At 41.6% G+C, this 19,072-nt stretch carries 20 protein-coding genes and 1 other annotated feature; of the genes, 3 read left to right on the top strand and 17 right to left on the bottom strand.

Annotated features, from left to right (window positions below):
- Window positions 1-16: 16 nt before the first annotated feature.
- From ACOAOT_RS00200 to ACOAOT_RS00135, 14 genes are all read right to left on the bottom strand, one after another.
- Complete coding sequence (locus ACOAOT_RS00200; RefSeq protein ID WP_420215096.1) at window positions 17-640, bottom strand: HAD family hydrolase; 624 nt, start codon at window positions 638-640, stop codon at window positions 17-19.
- 182 nt (window positions 641-822) lie between these two features.
- On the bottom strand, window positions 823-1,458 hold the full coding sequence (locus ACOAOT_RS00195; RefSeq protein WP_420215095.1) for a CatB-related O-acetyltransferase: 636 nt from the start codon (window positions 1,456-1,458) through the stop codon (window positions 823-825).
- The gene (locus ACOAOT_RS00190) at window positions 1,451-2,257 is read right to left on the bottom strand and encodes an amidohydrolase family protein (RefSeq protein ID WP_420216627.1); all 807 of its coding nucleotides are present in this window, start codon (window positions 2,255-2,257) and stop codon (window positions 1,451-1,453) included. Before ACOAOT_RS00190 ends, ACOAOT_RS00195 begins: the two co-directional genes overlap by 8 nt.
- Window positions 2,257-3,504 carry a [Fe-Fe] hydrogenase large subunit C-terminal domain-containing protein gene (locus ACOAOT_RS00185; RefSeq protein WP_420215094.1) on the bottom strand — a complete coding sequence of 416 codons (1,248 nt, stop codon included), beginning with the start codon at window positions 3,502-3,504 and terminating at the stop codon, window positions 2,257-2,259. The genes ACOAOT_RS00190 and ACOAOT_RS00185 overlap by 1 nt, the downstream gene beginning before the upstream one ends.
- A gap of 91 nt (window positions 3,505-3,595) precedes the next feature.
- Complete coding sequence (locus ACOAOT_RS00180; protein ID WP_420215093.1) at window positions 3,596-4,159, bottom strand: GNAT family N-acetyltransferase; 564 nt, start codon at window positions 4,157-4,159, stop codon at window positions 3,596-3,598.
- A 126-nt stretch (window positions 4,160-4,285) separates the two neighbouring features.
- Window positions 4,286-4,906 (bottom strand): C39 family peptidase, encoded by a 621-nt coding sequence (locus ACOAOT_RS00175; protein ID WP_420215092.1) that lies wholly within the window; start codon window positions 4,904-4,906, stop codon window positions 4,286-4,288.
- Window positions 4,907-4,910: 4 nt separating this feature from the next.
- Window positions 4,911-6,176 (bottom strand): Nramp family divalent metal transporter, encoded by a 1,266-nt coding sequence (locus ACOAOT_RS00170; protein WP_420215091.1) that lies wholly within the window; start codon window positions 6,174-6,176, stop codon window positions 4,911-4,913.
- Window positions 6,177-6,204: 28 nt separating this feature from the next.
- On the bottom strand, window positions 6,205-7,347 hold the full coding sequence (locus ACOAOT_RS00165; RefSeq protein ID WP_420215090.1) for a GGDEF domain-containing protein: 1,143 nt from the start codon (window positions 7,345-7,347) through the stop codon (window positions 6,205-6,207).
- Window positions 7,348-7,467: 120 nt separating this feature from the next.
- A complete protein-coding gene (locus ACOAOT_RS00160) occupies window positions 7,468-8,343 on the bottom strand; it encodes a GNAT family N-acetyltransferase (protein WP_420215089.1) in 876 nt (291 codons plus the stop codon).
- Between the two features lie 15 nt (window positions 8,344-8,358).
- Complete coding sequence (locus ACOAOT_RS00155; RefSeq protein ID WP_420215088.1) at window positions 8,359-9,162, bottom strand: ABC-2 family transporter protein; 804 nt, start codon at window positions 9,160-9,162, stop codon at window positions 8,359-8,361.
- Window positions 9,159-9,953, bottom strand: a complete 795-nt coding sequence (locus ACOAOT_RS00150) for an ABC transporter permease (protein ID WP_420215087.1) — start codon at window positions 9,951-9,953, stop codon at window positions 9,159-9,161. Before ACOAOT_RS00150 ends, ACOAOT_RS00155 begins: the two co-directional genes overlap by 4 nt.
- Entirely contained in the window at window positions 9,946-10,932 is a 987-nt protein-coding gene (locus tag ACOAOT_RS00145; protein WP_420215086.1) for an ABC transporter ATP-binding protein, read from the bottom strand. Before ACOAOT_RS00145 ends, ACOAOT_RS00150 begins: the two co-directional genes overlap by 8 nt.
- Before the next feature lie 391 nt (window positions 10,933-11,323).
- Window positions 11,324-11,989 carry a class I SAM-dependent methyltransferase gene (locus ACOAOT_RS00140; RefSeq protein WP_420215085.1) on the bottom strand — a complete coding sequence of 222 codons (666 nt, stop codon included), beginning with the start codon at window positions 11,987-11,989 and terminating at the stop codon, window positions 11,324-11,326.
- 90 nt (window positions 11,990-12,079) lie between these two features.
- Window positions 12,080-14,452, bottom strand: coding sequence for a valine--tRNA ligase (locus ACOAOT_RS00135; RefSeq protein ID WP_420215084.1), 2,373 nt, complete (start codon window positions 14,450-14,452; stop codon window positions 12,080-12,082).
- 59 nt (window positions 14,453-14,511) lie between these two features.
- Window positions 14,512-14,778 (bottom strand) — a binding site (T-box leader).
- Between the two features lie 282 nt (window positions 14,779-15,060).
- Between ACOAOT_RS00135 and ACOAOT_RS00130 the strand changes: the two genes are divergently transcribed.
- The 3 genes from ACOAOT_RS00130 to ACOAOT_RS00120 all read left to right on the top strand — a co-directional run bounded on the left by ACOAOT_RS00130 (window position 15,061) and on the right by ACOAOT_RS00120 (window position 17,344).
- Complete coding sequence (locus ACOAOT_RS00130) at window positions 15,061-15,636, top strand: 50S ribosomal protein L25/general stress protein Ctc (protein WP_420215083.1); 576 nt, start codon at window positions 15,061-15,063, stop codon at window positions 15,634-15,636.
- A 102-nt stretch (window positions 15,637-15,738) separates the two neighbouring features.
- On the top strand, window positions 15,739-16,440 hold the full coding sequence (locus tag ACOAOT_RS00125; protein WP_420215082.1) for an MgtC/SapB family protein: 702 nt from the start codon (window positions 15,739-15,741) through the stop codon (window positions 16,438-16,440).
- Between the two features lie 16 nt (window positions 16,441-16,456).
- The gene (locus ACOAOT_RS00120) at window positions 16,457-17,344 is read left to right on the top strand and encodes a sigma-70 family RNA polymerase sigma factor (protein ID WP_420215081.1); all 888 of its coding nucleotides are present in this window, start codon (window positions 16,457-16,459) and stop codon (window positions 17,342-17,344) included.
- Window positions 17,345-17,403: 59 nt separating this feature from the next.
- Here ACOAOT_RS00120 and ACOAOT_RS00115 read toward each other — a convergent pair whose 3' ends face one another.
- Genes ACOAOT_RS00115 through ACOAOT_RS00105 form a run of 3 tightly spaced genes read right to left on the bottom strand, consistent with a single transcriptional unit; the run spans window position 17,404 to window position 19,047 of the window.
- Window positions 17,404-17,682: a YciI family protein gene (locus ACOAOT_RS00115; protein ID WP_420215080.1), complete on the bottom strand. Its 279-nt coding sequence runs from the start codon at window positions 17,680-17,682 to the stop codon at window positions 17,404-17,406.
- A gap of 18 nt (window positions 17,683-17,700) precedes the next feature.
- Complete coding sequence (locus ACOAOT_RS00110; RefSeq protein WP_420215079.1) at window positions 17,701-18,156, bottom strand: GNAT family N-acetyltransferase; 456 nt, start codon at window positions 18,154-18,156, stop codon at window positions 17,701-17,703.
- Between the two features lie 33 nt (window positions 18,157-18,189).
- Complete coding sequence (locus ACOAOT_RS00105; protein WP_420215078.1) at window positions 18,190-19,047, bottom strand: AAA family ATPase; 858 nt, start codon at window positions 19,045-19,047, stop codon at window positions 18,190-18,192.
- Window positions 19,048-19,072 lie beyond the last annotated feature (25 nt).

The following is a 19,072-nucleotide window of genomic DNA, read 5'->3' as shown; positions in this document are numbered from 1 at the left end:
TACCCCTCCTCTAATTTCATCCCCATTCTGCTTTCAGACAATCAATCAGACCAGAGAATTTATTAATATGGTAATCCGCATATTCTAAAATCTTTATTCTTTCCACCTCCGGTTTTACATCCAAATATTCGGAAAATACCGTTTTCATTCCAGCCATTTTTGCCCCCTGCAGCTCATCAGAACCGCCATCGCCTGCAAATACGCTCATTTCCGGCGTAGTGCCCATTTGCTCCATGGCATATTGGTATATCTTAATGTCAGGCTTTAACATTTTTACATTACATGAAAATATAGATAAATCAAACAACTCATAAAGTGGTGAATCTTTCCAATATTTACAGTCAATTACATCTGCATTACTGATCAGACACGTTTTAATACCCAGAGCCCTAATAGCTTTTAACGTTTTCAAAATCTCCTGATCCACATTGCCGAGGGCCCTCCTCATCCGCTTTTCCCGCCTATCCAAAAGCAATTCTTCCTGCTCTTTTGTTACAGGAAACGAGAGTGTTTCCACTATACCCTCAATAATCTTCTGTTCTGTATGAACCTCCCCCAGGGCCCGTTTCTTATAAAGGGCTGCCTCTTCTGAATAATGCTCCCATTCTGACGGACTAAGGTTTAAAACATCACATTCCATTGGACTTTGATTATGTGGGACAATCAGTGTAAAAAACAAATCACAAAAAAGTACTTTTATTATTTGTCACCTCCAGATAAGAAAACTTCACAACGAGAACAGATGATATGGTAAAAGATATAGCCTGAATTAGTGTCTGCACAGGCAGGAGGGCAGACCTTCGTACTGCCCTCCTGAAATTATTACTTATTTTCCTCCAGCAGCTTTCTCACATTACCAGAAGTAATTGCTTCCACATTGCGTTTTACTTTCTCTTCCGGCCAGTCCCACCATCTTAAAGAAAGAAGTGCGTCAATTACTGGCTGTTCAAAGCGGGGACGAATTGTTTTTGCAGGAACTCCTCCTACAATTGAATAAGGTTCCACATCCTTTGTTACAACCGCTCTGGTGCCGATCACTGCCCCATCACCAATATGTACTCCCTGCATAATAACCGCTTCATAACCAATCCAGACATCGTTTCCGATTACAATATCCCCCTTGTTGTCCCATGTATCCGTAATGCGTTCCACAGGAAGATCCCACTCATCAAAAAAAATTCCAAAAGGATAAGACGACAGAGATCTCTGGGTGTGATTGGCGGAAGTAAATATAAACTTCGCTCCGCATGCAATCGAACAGTACCTGCCAATGATCAAACGCTCTTTGTTAATTGGATAATGATAAAGCACATTATTTTTTTCAAAATTCACAGGATCGTTTACATAATCATTATAAATCGTATAATCCCCAACTGTAATTGCCGGGTCTTTTACTACATTCTTTAAGTATACCGTTTCTTTATCATGTTTTCTTGGATAAATTAAACCGCTATTCATACTTCTCCTTCCAGAATAACTTCCTGGCATTTCTATAAAATACCTTCTCTGCTCCATCCCTGCCAAATATTTCATGAACTGTATCATAAAAGCCTTCATAGCGTTTATAGCTGTCCCTGCCAAACACAGACGCGTCCGTTCCAAACAGGATTTTTTCCGGTCCGCATTTTTTAATGGCTTTTATCATCTCTTCTTTGGAAACTAAAGTAGTATCCCCATAAAGGTTTGGACAGCTTGCGATTAAATCACTGGCTCTTTCCCTGTCACCGCCTAAATCCATATGAACAGCCACAAATGTGACATCAGGATTATCAGCAGCTGCTTCATACACATACTCTATATTGCTGTATCCATCCCTCTGGGTATGAATACAAAACGGTATGTTATGCCTTCTGCAGATCTCTATATATGGCTTATAATCAGCAGAAGAAAAAGGTACGCCTGCAGTTTTGGGGTGAACCTTTAGCCCTCCCATACGCTCTTTATTTTCCAGCAGAAAACTGGAAATCCGTTCTTTATTCCGGTCAAATAGAGGACGCACCCAGAAAAGCAGCAAAAACCTGTCTCCATATACATTTATGCGCTTAAGGGCACAGCTGTTTAAAGCGATGGTATCCTGATCCGGGTATCTCTCAATTCCCTGTTCATCAAGGGAATTGAGACCGATATCAGAGATTACCGCCTGATCCACACCAAATCGGTTCATATCATTTACAAGTTCTTCTAATCTGATTTCATAAGAACCATAGCTCCCCATATGCACATGGGAATCTATGATCTTGTCAGTATTTTCCCACATCACGTTATGTTACGGCTAAATAAATCCGTCTCCTCTAAAAGGCTTTCGATCGTATCAAGATTTAAACGGTGAAGCAGCTCAATCACATAGGGATTTTCAGCCGGATGCTGATAGGTTGCTTTTTCTCCATATTCATTAACCAGCTCAGTTCCTTCCTCTTTACCCAGAATCGATCTTGGTCCGCCTACGCAGCCGCCCACACAGCCCATTCCTTCATAGAAGTTGGCATCAATCTTTCCGTCCATAATATCCTGAATCATCTTTTTGCAGGCAGGGACTCCATCCGCCTGCTTTGTGCGAATCTGAATTTCCTTCTGAGGGCTGATTGCCTTCACGGTATGTTCCACTGCTTCGCTTACTCCACCTTTTCTTGCATAGATGCGGCCTGCTTTGGAGGAATGATCCTTTTCACTTTCTTCCATTACTGCGGGATCAATTTCCAGAGCATCAAAAATATTTTTCACTTCCTGGAACGTAAGAACATAATCAACTGCACCAGCTAAATCCTTTTCCCTTGCTTCAGCCTTTTTTGCAAGACAGGGACCAATAAATACAGTCAGCGCATCTGGATGTAGTGCCTTTACCACTTTGGCACAGGCTACCATGGGGGACACGGAACCAGGTACATGGGGGACCAGCTGGTGATAAACCTTGCGGATCATACCAATCCACATGGGACAGCAGCAGCTTGTCAGCTGATAATCTCCGCTGCCCTTAATATTTTTATCAAATTCCAAAGCTTCTTTTAACGTCAGAATATCCGCAAATAAGGCAACTTCAAGCATTCCGTCAAATCCCACTTCTTTTAATGCACTTCTTAACTTTCCAGGTGTAACATCACTGGAAAACTGTCCTAAAAATGCCGGAGCTATCATGGCATAAACAGGCCCCTCTGCGCTTCTTACTGCTTTGAGAGCAGGAATGATATCGGTACTTGCCGCCAGCTTTTCTCTGACACAGCCGTCAATACATTTTTCGCAGCCCAGACATAATTCCGGTTCTACCACTATTCCATCTTTCTCAGCCTTAATCGCTCCAAACGGGCATCTTTTGACACATTCCTTTTGTTCCCCTTCTCCACAATCACAGTCACCTGTACGAATTACAATTGGATGCTTTTCGGGATTCAGCAGGCAGTCCAGATGATAGGGATCATAAGTATTGCCGTTTTCTGTTTCCGCCGGATCAAAATTTCCTGACAGTGCCTCGCTTACTGTACGCTCGTAAAGTTCTTTAAATGTCTGCATAAATTACCTCCCGCATGTATGCTTTCTGTTCTGTATCACATAATCTATTATCATTCCTTTTTTCTTTCTTACTATTCCAGTAAACTCCTAATCACAACGAATGATTGAAATATAAGTCTTTTGTGATTGCATATAACGTGTAATCACAGATTCCCATATTATTCTTACCTGCCTGGCGCATGGTTCCCTCATACAGCATTCCAGCTGCTTTCATAACTCTGCCGGAATTAGGATTATTGGTATCATGTCTTGCACATACCCGGTTTATGCCAGCTTCTTCAAACAGAAAGCCCATCACTGCCTTTAAAGCTTCCGTCATAATACCCTTTTTCCAATACTCTTCACCAATGCAATATCCGATCTCTGCCTCTTCAATCTCTTCATTCATACGTACCACCCCAATACTGCCAATGGCCTGATGGTTCTCCTTCCATTCAATACACCAGTTGAAATTCTTAGGATTTTCGTAATCCTTCACCCATGCGTTAAGAATCTCCTCTGAATCCGCTACTGACTTATGAACCGGCCATGTTAAAAATCTGGTCACATGACTGCTGTTTGCCCAGTTATAAAACATATCATGGGCATCCGCTTCGCAAAACGGACGTATAACCAACCTTTCTGTTTCCAAAACAACCGTACCTGGGAAATTCATCGCAATTCCTCCTGACTGATTTCTTTTACTGGAAAAGTAATCCAAATATAGCTTTATCATATCATATTTATCAATAAGGGAAAACAAAAAAATCAGGACAACATCTGCTGTCCTGATTCATTTCTGCTAAATAAAATACTCAATGGTATCTGCCGGTTTTCTCTGGGTTTCCCTGTTAAACAGGATTGTCGCCTCTCTTGTTTCCACCGGTCCAAGTGCATATGGCTCTTTTCCCGTCCCATTCATCAAATCCCATGGAACCTTCCGGTTTCTGAGACAAGGCATATCAGTAATCAGCTCCAGATTTTTCTGCTTGAACGGCTTTTTCCTGTAATAGGGATCAAACAGATAAACATAATCCTGATCGGAACCTGTTATCAGCACATAATGCCAGCAGCCATACATCACCCTGGCGACCACAGCACCCCCCTGCTGAAGTCCGTAAATTATTTTACTGTTTTCTCCCAGATACACATCGCTCCCGGTTAAGTAGTCACTTTGGACGGGAAATTTCTTCACTTTTCCAAACTGGTTAAACCAGTTGCTCATAAACATCATTGCCATCTGAGAAGTTCCATTTTTGCCAAATTCCCCCTTTGTATTGTAAGCGTCAAGACAAAACAACATGATGTGCTTGATAATATCAGGCGGTATTTCCTCCCTGCGGAAAAGAAAACTCATGGCATTCAGTAATGTAGTGGGTCCGCAATCAAATTCTGTCACCTGATAGCTTAATGGGTTTTTCATAAATTCAGCCCTTTCCTGCAGCAATGAAAAGCATTATATTTAAAATCGTCAAGATCACACCTATGGCAATAAGAAGAATCTTATCCCGAAGCCCATTTTTATATTTACCCATGACACTCTCTGAGGACGTGAGATAAATCTGCAAAAATACGGTAATGGGAAGCTGTACACTTAAAAGCATCTGGCTGTATACCAGCCCCTTAAATGGATCACGGATCAGGAAAATTACAAACGCAGAAATCACTAAAATCCACGTTACTCCAAACCTGGTATGAGGATCATCGGGATCATAAGGTTCCCCAAACATTCCCGCAAATATGGAACCTCCTGCCATTCCTGCAGTGGTAGTAGATGCTATTCCGGAAAACAGCAGTGCAACCGCAAAAATAATACTTGCCCCCGGTCCCACCAGTGGTTTTAGCATCTGTGCTGCCTGACCCAGCTCTGAGACATGCTCGCCTTTCGTGAAAAATGTGGTGGCTGCCAGTATAATCATCGCGCTGTTGATCGCCCAACCAATTATCATGGATAGTAAGGTATCAGCAAATTCATATTTCAATTGAAGCTTCTGAATGGATTCATCCTCTAAATTCCACTGTCTGCTCTGAATAATTTCCGAATGGAGAAATAAATTATGAGGCATAACCACTGCCCCCAGCACTGACATGATAATCAGCATGGAACCTTTGGGAAACTCAATGGTAGTCCATCCCCTTACTGCCTGATTCCAGTCTACATTTACCAAACTAAGTTCATAAATAAAAGACAAACCAATGATGGATACAAAGCCAATAATCCATTTTTCCAGCTTCTGGTAGGAATTGGTAAACAGCATCCATAAAATTAAAGCCAGTATGAGTACAGAAGCCAGCTTTACCGGAATCCGAAACAGCAGATTAAGCGCTATGGCCGCTCCAAGGATTTCCGCCATAGCGGTCGAAACAGCTGCCAGAACTGCGGTTGATAAAACAATTTTTGAAAGCCAGGGCTTTAAATGCTTGTGGGCTGCCTCTGCCAGGCAGTCTCCTGTTACAATTCCAAGGTGTGCCACATTGTGCTGGAGTATAATCAGCATAATGGTTGAAAGAGTGACCATCCAAAGCAGTGTGTATCCATAATCTGACCCTGCCGCGATATTGGAAGCCCAGTTTCCCGGATCAATAAATCCCACCGTGACTAAAAGCCCCGGTCCTACATAATGAAGCAATTCCTTAAGTCCAAACTTAGGTTTGTGATGTTTTGTGTTTTCCTTTTTTAAAAAATCAAACATGCCAATTACCTCCCTTCTTTATCTCTGACTATATTTCTTTCTCATGTATCCGTATGGCATCCCTTGTAATTTTAGCCTGATATAATGCCTGATCAGCACTCATAAACAATCTGGCGGCATTCATCCCGCTTCCATATTGTGCCAGTCCAAAACTGGCTGTCATCTGTAATTCCGGGTGCTCCTTCAATTCAACTTTCTTTAACTGATCCTGAATTAAAACCGCCGTCTCATATGCCTCATTTATATCAGTATGATGAAAAATGATACAGAATTCATCCCCGCCATACCGGTATACATTTGCCTTTATACAATTGTTTTTTAACAGCTGGGCAAAAGCGATCAGGCATTTATCACCGGTCTGATGTCCCCAGCTGTCATTGATGTTTTTAAATTTATCAATATCCGTGATCCCGAATATATAATTATCCTGGGGATTGCAGTCTTCTAAATCTCTCATGGCATCATGGAGTGCTTTCCGGTTATAGATTCCCGTCAGCTCGTCCATCTTCAGCCGCTTTGTCAAAGTGACCCGTTCTTCTTCAATGCGGATACTGGCCCGGTTTTTCCGCTTTTCATAGTGAATTACCACCATACAGATCATGGATACGGAAAACATAATAAACAATGCAATCAGAAAATTCCCCAGCCTGAGCGTACTTTGAAAAATTGAGGGTTTATCCACATCCCAGGTAATAAACAGCTCAGATATCACCAGTAACGCCATTCCACTGACAGAAGTACAGAGTGTAACCAGATAACTTGCATACACTGTGGTTAAAATTATGGCTGTCACAAACACATAATACGTAACAGTGAATGCACTGTGGGCCGTAAACAGGGAAAAACAGATGACTGTGTTTATTATGGATACTGTATAAATCTTAGCGGTCTGAGAAATTTTTTCTGATTTGACCACCATATGATCTATTACTGCACATAATCCATTCACGCCACTTGGCACCAGTATAAATTTGAAAACAAATCTGGGAACCGTCGTATTCAGCATGTCTGAATTCACCAGTATGAGACCCATAATGCATTCTACTGCCAGGGCAAATAGTACCATTCCGATGGATATCTTATAATGAAGACTGAGCCAGTCTTTATCTATTCTGGTATATTCCTTTTGTATCTCATTCACTTGGGCGGTTTCATTTGGTTCGGCTGCCATAGGTTTCTCCTGCTAGTTTCGTTCCTTATATTCTGAAATTGTAACACCAGTCAGTAAAACCGTCAATTTCTTTCATGGCAGCCGGTTAAAATTTATAACAAATCGTTTATTTATAAATAGTTAAGTATGAGCCAGTTCCGGAATCCGTAAACAATCCCCTTCAACTATGTCTAACGCTGATCCCTTTACATGCAGTACCGTATCGCTGTCTTTTATCTTTGAGCAGGTAAAACCCTGCTTATCAATTGGAGAAAACCCTAAAACCAGACTCTTTACCTCTCTCCCAAAGGCTGCAGCAATCCGGTCCAAATCCACCTTTTCGGGGGCAAAAACCTGCTGCAGATGCAGCTGCCCTTTCTTAAGAACGGCAAATACATATGCCTCCTGATCCGGAATAAAATAAATATATTTACTCATATAGTCCAGTGCATAAAACATGGTAAGTTCTTCATTGCTTTCCAACCACAGACTGCTTTGGGGGCAGCTTTCTTTCATCCCCCGCTTAAGCCTGAAAAGCTGATCATTTTCTCCAATCTGTATTTTTACAGCAGTTGCCTCCTGATCAATGGTCATGTTCTTAGCATATTCAAATTCATCTGACCTCCTGAAACCAAACTTCGGATAAAAATCCAGTACACTTTCATTGGCAAATAAAAACCAGCCTTCCGTCTTTCCTTCGTAATCACGCTGAATTTCCTCCATCAGCTGCCTGATCAGCCCTTGATTGCGGCAGGCTTTACTGGTCATTACCGTCCCCAGCTGAATGTAATGCCGCTGCACTCCATTTTCCCGAAACACCATGGGACTTACGGAAACATTTGCCAGGACCTCATCTTCCTTAAGAATGGAATAAGGGATATAATTATTCTTCCAATATCCGTTCTGATACCAGTTTTCGAAATCCAGACCAAATATCTGCCCAGCCAGCCGGTTAAAACTATTTTTTGCCCTTTCGTCCTCCTGATATCCTTTTCTTAACACGTAACCATCTCTCATCTTACTTTTCTCCTTTTATGAACTTGCACTATTATAATGCTGTATTCCCTGCTTCCAAACAAAAGCCGTCAATAGGGTAAAGCCTGCTGCAACCAGAATTCCCCACACAGCCCCGGCAAACGTCAGCTCCCCTGTGAGAAACTGAACCGGTATGGTCGCCATGATCCCATAAGGCAGAATCACATAAAAAATCACTTTGTAAACTCCGTAGAACACAATTCCCGGCAGCTGCATACATAAGGTGAGCCCTGCTTCCTCCAGAATGATTGTATTTCCACTGGTCAATATAAAAAACGTAAAAGACCGGATCAGTACCTCAACCAGATAATACAATACCGCCATAATTGCCACCCAGAACACATAACCCAATACCAGGATGGGAGTGATCTTAATTCCCCCCTCTTTAATCCCATAGGCAATAATCACTCCACTCAAAAACAGCAGTGGAACAGAACCCGGATTGATCCGCTCAAACGTCAGCCGAAGCAGCGGACTCCCCGGTTTCGTCAGATATAAATCCATATCTCCATTTTTAATTTTATCCGGAATGGCATTAATTCCGAAAAAATAGACCACCATATTGATGGCATTAATCATGGAAAATGTTCCGATATAAAGAATCATCTGCCCTTTCCCCCATGATCCAATCCGGTTCACATTGGAATAGATCACCTCAAACACACAAAGCTGGACGAGAAAAACGCAGCTATCCACAAAGAAAGGGCCGAAAAATCCCAGCCGGAACATCATTAAATTCTGCAACCGCAAATTAATTAAGACTTTTACTATCCGTAAATTTCTTTTTATTCTGCCCATCATATTCCCACCCCGTCATATTTAATTCTGTAATTCTGCCATGTAATGTGAATGACTGCCTGAAGAACCACGCACCAGCAGGAAAGAACCAGAAGCCCCAAACCCAGTTCCCCCTTAAGCCGCCCGATCAACAGCATGGAGGGCAGATATGTCACATAATAAAAAGGAAATGCTTTCATCAGCCAAAGGAAACGCTCCGGCAGCAGCGTAAGTGGAATAATACTGCCCGTGACAAACGCCACCAGATTATCTTTTATCATAAGAAAGGTTCCGATTTCCTCATACTTTAAAGTAAGGAGCCCCAGATAATAATTAAGCTGAGCCATGAAAAACAGCCCCAGTAGAATTAAAATACCTATTCCTGCCACAATCGCCGGATCCGGTGCAAAAACAAATCTGATCCGGAATACAAAAATCCAGATAACAGACGTAACAAAGTAAATAATAAGATGAAATAGCACCATCCCCATCTCCATGGCGACAAAATATCCCTGAATATTAACTGGCAGCACCATATATTTTGAAAATGTCCCATTCCTGATTCTCTGGCTGATCTCCATACTCACTTTAGTAGACATATCCAGCTGAGTAAGGAAAGAGCTGATAATATAGTAAGACATCATGCTGCTTAAGGTAAACCCCGCCACCTCATCTCTGCCAGCAAATATGGTTCCCCATAGTAAAGAGGCAAACAGAATCTTTGTTAATGAAAATAAAATCTGAATGACCGAATCTCCCCGCCAGGCAAGCTGGGTCTTAATAAAAATTATGAGTATTTCCAGGTATTTACGCAAGCCCGTCTCCCCCCTCCCGATAGATTCTTTCCACTATGGTTCCGATTTCCTCTTCCTCTACCGTTATATCAGTGGGAAGCAGATTCATTAGTTCTCTCAGTAGTCCAGCCGCATTTTCTTTCGGCACCATAATCACCTTTTTATAAGGTGTCTGTTCCAGAATCCTGGCTTCGAACTTAAGATTGGGCATTAGCGTGGGTTCTGAAAAGGTGAAGGTTATTTTTTTAAACTTCTGAAATCTCTCAAACAGCTTTTCAGTATCTCCATCATAGATCTTGCAGCCATGATTGATAACAATTGACCGTTTGCACAAAGCCTTAATATCCTCCATGTAGTGGGAAGTGAGTATAATGGTGGTCCCCCTTCTTTCATTAATCTCTGCCAAAAATCCCCTGATCTGTTTCGACGCAACTGCATCCAGTCCAATGGTGGGTTCATCTAAGAATATAATCTTTGGATTATGAAGCAGTGCAGCAATGAGTTCCATCTTCATTCTCTCTCCCAGAGACAGCGTCCTCACCTGAACATGCATCAGATCCTGTACCTGAAACAGTTTCACAAAATAATCCCTGGAACTTTTATACTCCTCCTCCGGTAATCCATAGATTTCTTTAAACAGGCGAAGTGTATCTTCCACGGTCAGTTCAAAGAACAGCTGACTCTTCTGACCCATAACGACTGCATACTGCTGTTTAAATCCATGCTCCAGATCATTGGGATAATACCCCAGTACGCTTACAGAACCACTCGTGGGTGCAATAATACCGGTGAGCATCTTCACAAGCGTTGTCTTGCCCGCTCCATTTGGTCCGATCAGGCCTACAAATTCTCCTTCCTGAATGGTAAGATCCAGATTACCAACCGCCTGTTTTTCTTCATATTCCCGTCTGATCAGCCCCTTAATACTTCCTATCATACCTGCCTGTTTCTTAAATCTTTTAAAATTTTTGGTTAACCCAGCCGTTTTAATAATTTCCATGTGTTTTCCCCTTCAATCAATAAAAAATGACCGCCGGTTCATCTGCCCCACAGGCATAATGCTTTAGCGATCTCAAATAAGACCTGCTTCCAGACAGATTGAGTAAAAAAGACAAAAAAAGCATAACTATACCGTTATGCTTTCAAAATGTCAGTCTGGAACAGACATATATTTGGAAGGTATGCGCTTTTGCAATGCAAAAGTCAAGCATTCAGTAAGGCAGATTTATCGGCATGGCAGCCGAAAAAGGGCAGACTAATCACGTAAATCGTCTTCGTCTTTCCTTTTCAACTATTTAGTTAGTTGCGATCTCCAATACTGACACACGTAACATACACTTACCTCTCTTTTCTTTATAATAATCTGATATTACCTTATAATGTAATATATGTCAATCTTTATCAGATACCACTTGTTTATAGGCTGCAAGAATGGTGGTATTACCAATACGGAATACCATTTCTACCCTCTCAAATCCCCCTTTTTTTAACATGGCAATCTGATTTGTAACAGTACATGGTGTATCATAATGGTAAAAATCCCCTTCTGGAATGCCCAGCTCATCTCTGAGCCTTTTATTCTCGGCAAAATGAAGATCTTCCTCTTCCTGATCTTCTACCATGTAGTCGCATTCAATGTAGCGTCCGTTACCTTTTAGGGCTTCAAAAATTTTCTGATATAACCCGATCTTTGCTTCATGCTTAAAATGATGCATTGTCTGAAATGAAATGGCACAGTCAAATGTATTCCTTTTCAGATCAACATCAAAATAATTTCCGCATATTAAATTCAGTTTCCTGCCGGGAAAATTATGCTTTAATTGATCAAGCATTTCCCTGGTTAAGTCAATGCCTGTAACCGACAGGTCCGGAAACCTTTTAAAAACCTGTTTTAGCTCCAGACCTGTTCCACAGCCCAGGTCCAGTAAATTTCTGCATGATACAGAAAGCAGCGATGGAATCAGCGCATAAGCCTGTTCACATCCTTCTACCCCAGAAAGCATATGCTCTTCATATTCATCAACTCGTGCTGCGAAAAAATCCTCCATCCGTTCCATATTAACCTCTCCTATCAACGTTTCAACCCCTTGCCATAAGAGTATCGCGGATGGGGGACTCACGCAACCTTAAACTTTTTTCTGAATTATTCAGCTCCTTATAATAACCTTCTTCGCACCGGTACAAGCCTGTATATCCAGCTTTGTTGCTTTAAAAAACTCCCGGAATCTTTTGGGACTTGTAATAATCAGTTCAGGAATCTCATCTTTCATGGACAGCTGCTTTTCCGTCTTTTCCTTCCGAACTGCTCCAATCAGCTCCTTCACCTGTTCCCCAAATTCCAGATAAATCTTGTTTGCTTCTCTCCGTTCCCAAAGCGTCTGGTGGATGGACAACATTTCCTCATGACTCCGATAAAAGTCCTGATAAATATACTCTGTTATGAACGGGGTATAAACTGCATACAGCTTCAATATACCAAGCAGACTGTAATACAGCCCATATTGTCCGGAATATCGTTGTGTTACGCCATGCTTTTCCGGCTGATAAAGACGTTCCTTTACAATTTCGATATAGTAATCACAGAAATCCCGCCAGAACAGATCATCAATTTCATGCCTTGCCTGACCAATTTCAAAATCGTCTAAAAGATCCTTTACAACACTGGTGGTTTCATTTACCCGTTCCAGCATCCACCGGTCAATAGGCAGCAGGGTCTCAGGATTAAATTCTTCCTTCTGTTCATAATCATTCAGCTGCATAATTGCAAACTTCGCCGCATTATAAAGCTTCGTCAAAAATCTCCTGGAACCCTTCATTTCATCTTCACTGAAAAATGTATCTGTACCCAGTTTGTTGCTTGCTGCCCAATACCGGATTGCATCCGCCGAATAGGTTTCAATAAGTGTCAGGGGCGAATTAGATGCATTGTTTTTTGATTTACTGATCTTCTCTCCGGGTTTTGCCAGTACAAACCCGCTGATCATAATGTCCTTCCAGGGGATTTCACCAGTGTGATAAAGACTTTTTACAATGGTATAAAACGCCCAGGTACGAATGATTTCATGAGCCTGATTTCTCATTCCCATAGGCAGAATCTCTTTGCTTCTGTCATAATCCTCACCATATCCGGCATTGATAAAAGGGGTAACGGAGGACGTTGCCCAGGTATCAAATACAGCTTCCTCCGGGAGAAACTGTGTGCATCCGCAGCTGCATGCCTTTCCTGGCAATTCCTCCAGTGGATTTACAGGCAGCTGGTCTTCTTCCGCAAAAACAGGTTCTTTGCATTCCTTACAATACCAGACCGGAAATGGAACTCCGAAATACCTCTGTCTGGAAATACACCAGTCCCATTTTAAATTCTCAACCCATATCTGATATCGTTTTTTCATATGAGCGGGATGCCAGCTGATCTCATCCGCTGCCTTTAAAAATCTGTCCTTTTCCGTCAATACATCAATATACCACTGGTTGGAAGGAATGATCTCCACTGCCTGGCCGCACCGTTCATGAACAGCCACACTGTGAGAAACTGCCTCCTGCTTTACAAGCAGCTCCCTGCTTTTTAATTCTTCCACCATGGTCCGCCTGGCCAGGGTGACTTCCATTCCCCCAATATAAGGAACTTCCCCGCTTATGGTTCCGTCCGGCAAAATTATTTTCTTATAAGGAAGATGATGGGTCTGGTACCAGGAAACATCTGTAGAATCACCAAAGGTTGCACACATAACAGCGCCCGTTCCTTTTTCCATGGATACCATTTCATCTGCCATAATGGGTATTTCAAAATCATACAGGGGAACTCTGGCCATTTTCCCGATGAACTTGTGATATCTTTCATCCTGGGGGTGAACAAAGACGCATACGCAGCCATACAGCAGTTCCGGTCTGGTGGTTGCGATCAGTAAATCTCCCAGAGAAGTTTTAAAATTCAGATAGTGAAAGCTGGATTCCAATTCCAGAGTTTCAAGCTCTGCCTGTGCGATGGAAGTCTGGCACTGGGTGCACCACAAAACAGGCGACTCTTTCCTGTAGGCCTTTTTCATCTTTACCAGATTAAGAAATGATCTCTGGGATATTTTCTGAGACAGAGAGGACACTGTCTGATAGCTAAACTCCCAGTCGACACTGAATCCAAGTTTTTGAAACAACCCCCTAAAATCAGTTTCATACGTTTCTATAGTCTCCACGCAAATATTCCGAAACTGGCTTCTTGGAAGCTGTCCCGCACGGATCTTTTTATCCCGTTCCACCAGCCGCTCCGTGGGAAGACCGTTGTCATCAAATCCCAGGGGATAGAATACATCATACCCCTGCATGCGTTTAAACCTGGCTATTATTTCAGCCTGTGTATAGGAAAACACATGACCGATATGAAGCGTTCCGCTGACAGTGGGAGGCGGCGTGTCAATGGAATAAACCGGCCGTTCCTTTCCCTGTCCATACTTGTAAATTTGGTTTTCTTCCCAGAAATTTGTTACCTGTTTCTCTGATTTTTGAAAATCATACTTCTTATCCATGATGGATACCTCCTGTAATATTTACTACAAAACAGACAAAAAAATTCACCCCAAGCTATGCTTAGGGCGAATTAACGTGTCCGCGGTACCACCTAAATTCAGAAATAATTTTCTGCTCTCAATACAATACGGGAAGATAAAAAAACTTCTTCCGATATCGCTTCCCCTGATAACGGTGGGAATCTCCGTTGGAGTCTACTGAGATAAAATCCGTTCAATCCAAAGCTCAAAGGCTACTTCCATGCTTCCATCACGAAGATTTTCACCAGCCATCTTCTCTCTGTTCATCCGGAATCGCATGTACTCCTCCTCGTCAACGCTTTTGTCTGTGTTTGTTATCCTAATTTTATCACAATTTTTCACGGTGTCAACGGGAAAATAACTGTTTTTTTATGTGATCAGAAAATATTTTCTCACAAACGGCTGAAATTACAATTAATGGATTTGCTTTTTTTTGCCTCCTATGGTATACTTATGTCAATTGGATATAAAAGAACCGTCTATCAGAGAAGGGCTTTTGCTGGTTTCATAGGATTTTGGAACCATTAAAAGCCCTTCTTTTTCAATAGCGCCCAATATATCCAAAAAATTTTACGAGGAGGATCACAATGAATACTATTACAGTGGAAAAACGTAATGAACAATTAAAAGCAAAACAATTGCGGAGAAAAGGCATTGTGCCTTGCTGCATTTTTGGTGGCAGTCTTCCCAACTCCATCTCAATCCAAATGGAGGAAAAAACTGCAGAAAAACTGCTTCGCAAGCAGAGACTTGGAAGTAAAGTTCAGCTTAAATTAGAAGATCAGACAATCGTAACTCAGATTAAGGACAGCAGCAGATGCTTTACAGATAGTAAAATCGAGCACATTAACTTCCAGGCTCTTGATCCAAAGACAAAGGTGAACAGCCTGGCACACGTTATCTTAGAAAATGCCGAATTTGTTACCGGAGTCTTAGATAAGATGCTGATGGAAGTCCCATATGCTTCTTTACCAGAAGACATGATCGATACCGTTACTGTAGACTTAGAGGGCAAGCCAATTGGTACGATCATAACAGTGGCTGATATTCCTGAATTCTTAAGTGACCGCATTGAGCTTCAGGTGGAAAAAGAAAGCATTATTATCAGAATTTCTGAAAAGAAATATGCTGCTGCAAGGGATGCAGAGCAGGAAGCCCAATAACGGGTACATAGAATAAGGGTGCTTCTATTAAGAGCCTTGATTGTCAATTTGCAATAAGACATGAGAGGCTCTGTGTTTTATTTCAAAAAAGAGGTGTAAAAGGTGCCATATATTAATCAGTGTTCCTCTTATCTGCAGGAAATAAATATTTTCTCCATCATAGTAAGACTGGGTATGTCCCTGATCGTCGGTGGTATATTGGGAACAGAGCGGGGGCTGCGAAATCGTCCCGCCGGTTTTATGACTTATGTACTGGTGTGTATTGGTTCCACAATGGTCATGCTTACCAATCAATACATCGCAGTTACTAATCCCGGAACTGACCCGACCCGGTTAGCCGCACAGGTCGTCAGCGGAATCGGCTTCCTGGGCGCCGGTACTATCATTGTTACCAGAAATGATGAAATTAGGGGTCTTACCACCGCTGCCGGACTGTGGTTGGCGGCCGGACTTGGAATTGCCATTGGAACGGGCTTTTACTCCGGAGCTGTTATCGGTATGTTCTTTTCGGTCTTTGCATTGATTGTATTAAAAAAAGTAGATATCTATATCAAACAGCACGCAAAAAGCATGGAGGTTTATCTGGAACACAATTCTCAATTTTCTCTGCGGAAGCTATCCGATTTTGCATGTGAACACCACTTTGTTCTGTATGATATGCAGCGGGGAAAAGTAAAAACGCTAGAGGAAGAATTCGGAACACTTATTTTTACAGTTGGCACTTCCCAAAAGTTCAATCATTCTGATGTACTGGAAAAAATATATACATTAGATGGAATTGAATACGTACGGGAGATTTCATAGATACAGGGAGGATCAGATGTCGGAAACAGAACAGCAGAATGTGGATGCAGCAGTTTTAGAAAAACAACTTGATTCAAATATAGACGATTCCATAAAAATGTATTTATTACAGGCAGGGGAAGCGCCTTTACTGACCAGGGAAGAAGAATATAATCTTGCCATGCTCTGCGCACAGGGCGATCAAAAGGCGAAAGAAACTCTTATTTGTTCGAATCTAAGGCTTGTAGTCAGTATTGCAAAAAAGCATGAAGCATATGTTCAATCCCTAACCCTGCTTGACCTCATTCAGGAGGGCAATATCGGCCTTATGAAAGCTGTGGAACGTTATGATTATAAACTGGGATACCGTTTTTCCACCTACGCCACATGGTGGATTCGTCAGGCTGTCACCCGGGGAATCGCAGAACAGGACAGAACCATACGACTGCCGGTGCATTACAAAGAAGATGTTAACATGATCAATCAACTCCTGCGCCGGTTTGATCAGGAACAGGAATCCTTTACAACCAAGGATATATCCGATATCACTGGACTTTCAGTTGATAAAATAGAGCGGATTATGATGGATTCTGCATCAGTTATATCACTGGATACCCCCATTGGCGATGATAACGCAAGTTTTTTAGGAGATTTTATTGAGGACAAAACCATATTATCTCCGGAAGAAAGTGTATCTGATATTATGTTAAGAGAAGAAATCAATAAGCAATTACAATCTCTGAAACCGAGAGAGCAGGTCGTGGTAAATATGAGATTTGGTCTTAACGGACATATGCCCCATACTCTGGAAGAGGTAGGAGATCATATCGGTGTTACAAGAGAACGAATCAGGCAGATTGAGGCCCGGGCCTTACGCACCCTTCGTCTCCCGAACCGAAGAAAATTCCTGGTGGATTTTATATAGACCCGACAATATAAGGGCAGACAGTTTAAACGCTGTCTGCCCTTATATTATTATCTTTATTAAACTTCCAACAGATAATTATTTTCTTCATTGGCCACTTCCAAGGTCCTGATTTCAAATGTTTTACAGCCCGATGAAATAAAGGGATCTGCCATTGCAATCCTTGTGGCTTCTTCCAGATTATCAGCTAAGTATACAACCATCCCACCCGGATAGTCACTGAACGGTCCGCAAATCACTAGTTTACCCTGGCTTTTCAGGCTTTTTAAATGCTCTACGTGTTCCTTAATTAATTCTTCATTCAAAGGCTTTTGATTTTTCATGAAATAAACATACATGGTCCTATCTCCTTTTATCTACCGTTCCATTACAAAGTGAGCCAACTGAACGTTCCCATCCATCTGAGTCCCGTCAATTTTAAATGGAAATTTTTTTGTATAGAAATTAACGTTTTCTTCTTTATCCGCTGGTGTGATTAAAGTAATCTTCTTCCAGTCCGAATAATGATCTAACATAAATTCAAGTGCACGCGAGCCAATTCCCTTTCCCTGATATTGTGGAATCACACAAAGGCAGCCAAGATAATATTCACCGTTTCCCAAAATTTCTACAGCAATGACACCAACAGCCTTATTATCACAGTAAATAATCTCTTTCGGGTACTTTTCCAGGGAATTCTCCATATTTTCACTGGATCTTCCATAAGCGGGGCATTCCCCATATCTGACATAATCGTCGTAGAATGCTTCATTATAAATATGAACTAATAAATCAGCATCTTCCTTTTCTGCTTTTCTATATGATAAATTCATGGTTATCCCTCCTACTTTTTTTATAGTGTTCTTTTACAAAAACTCTTTTTCATACTTTTTAAAAAATTGATAGTAAGCCTGTACATTAGACAGCTCCGTCCATTTTTTAATATCAACCGGATTCTCATCCATATCGTAAATCTTCGCCCCTCTCATGGATAGAAGAAATGGAGAATGAGTCGCAATAATAAACTGGCAATGAAAAAAACGCGCCGAATCTTCTAAGAATTTCAGCAGCTCCTGCTGCCGTTCCGGTGATAAACTGTTTTCAGGCTCGTCCAGTAAATACAGACCATTTTCCTTAATCTTTTCACAAAAATACAGATAAGCACTTTCTCCATTGGAATGCTCTCTTACATTCCCCATCAGGTTCTTTCTGATAAAACGGGACTGGGTATTACTCCGGGACATGTTAACCTTCTTAAGCTTCTCATAATCATCCAGAGATTTCATCTGAAAACTGGAATACTTTGAGTCCAGATATTCATCAAACAGCTTTTCCCGTTTTTGATGTATCCCCTCATTTAAAGACCTTATATTAAGCATAAAGTCAAAGACATCGTCGCTGGTAATAATCCGGCTGTCTCTTGTGATTGGTTCTTCCACCTCATAAGAACAAAGATCCGTATAGTCCTTAAAAAAATTAGACCGGTTGTAAAGGGCTTCCCGGGTAAGGCAAAGCTTCTCTGCAATTACGTTTAAAGCCGTTGTCTTACCCGACCCATTCCCACCATATAAAATCGTAACCGGCTCAAAATCCAGCCTGGTCAGATGATTCTTTGACAAAATCTGAAATGGATAAAAGGTATCATAACAAGTTCGTTTCTCTCCCATAGTGAAGCTGTATTCTTCTTCTATATCAGGAAATGAGAATTGTGACAGATAAATCATTTGTAAACTCCCCCCTATGTTAACT

It is taken from the genome of Lacrimispora struthionigena, assembly GCF_048627165.1.
Classification (GTDB): domain Bacteria; phylum Bacillota; class Clostridia; order Lachnospirales; family Lachnospiraceae; genus Lacrimispora.
This window is presented reverse-complemented; position numbering and strand designations above follow the sequence as displayed.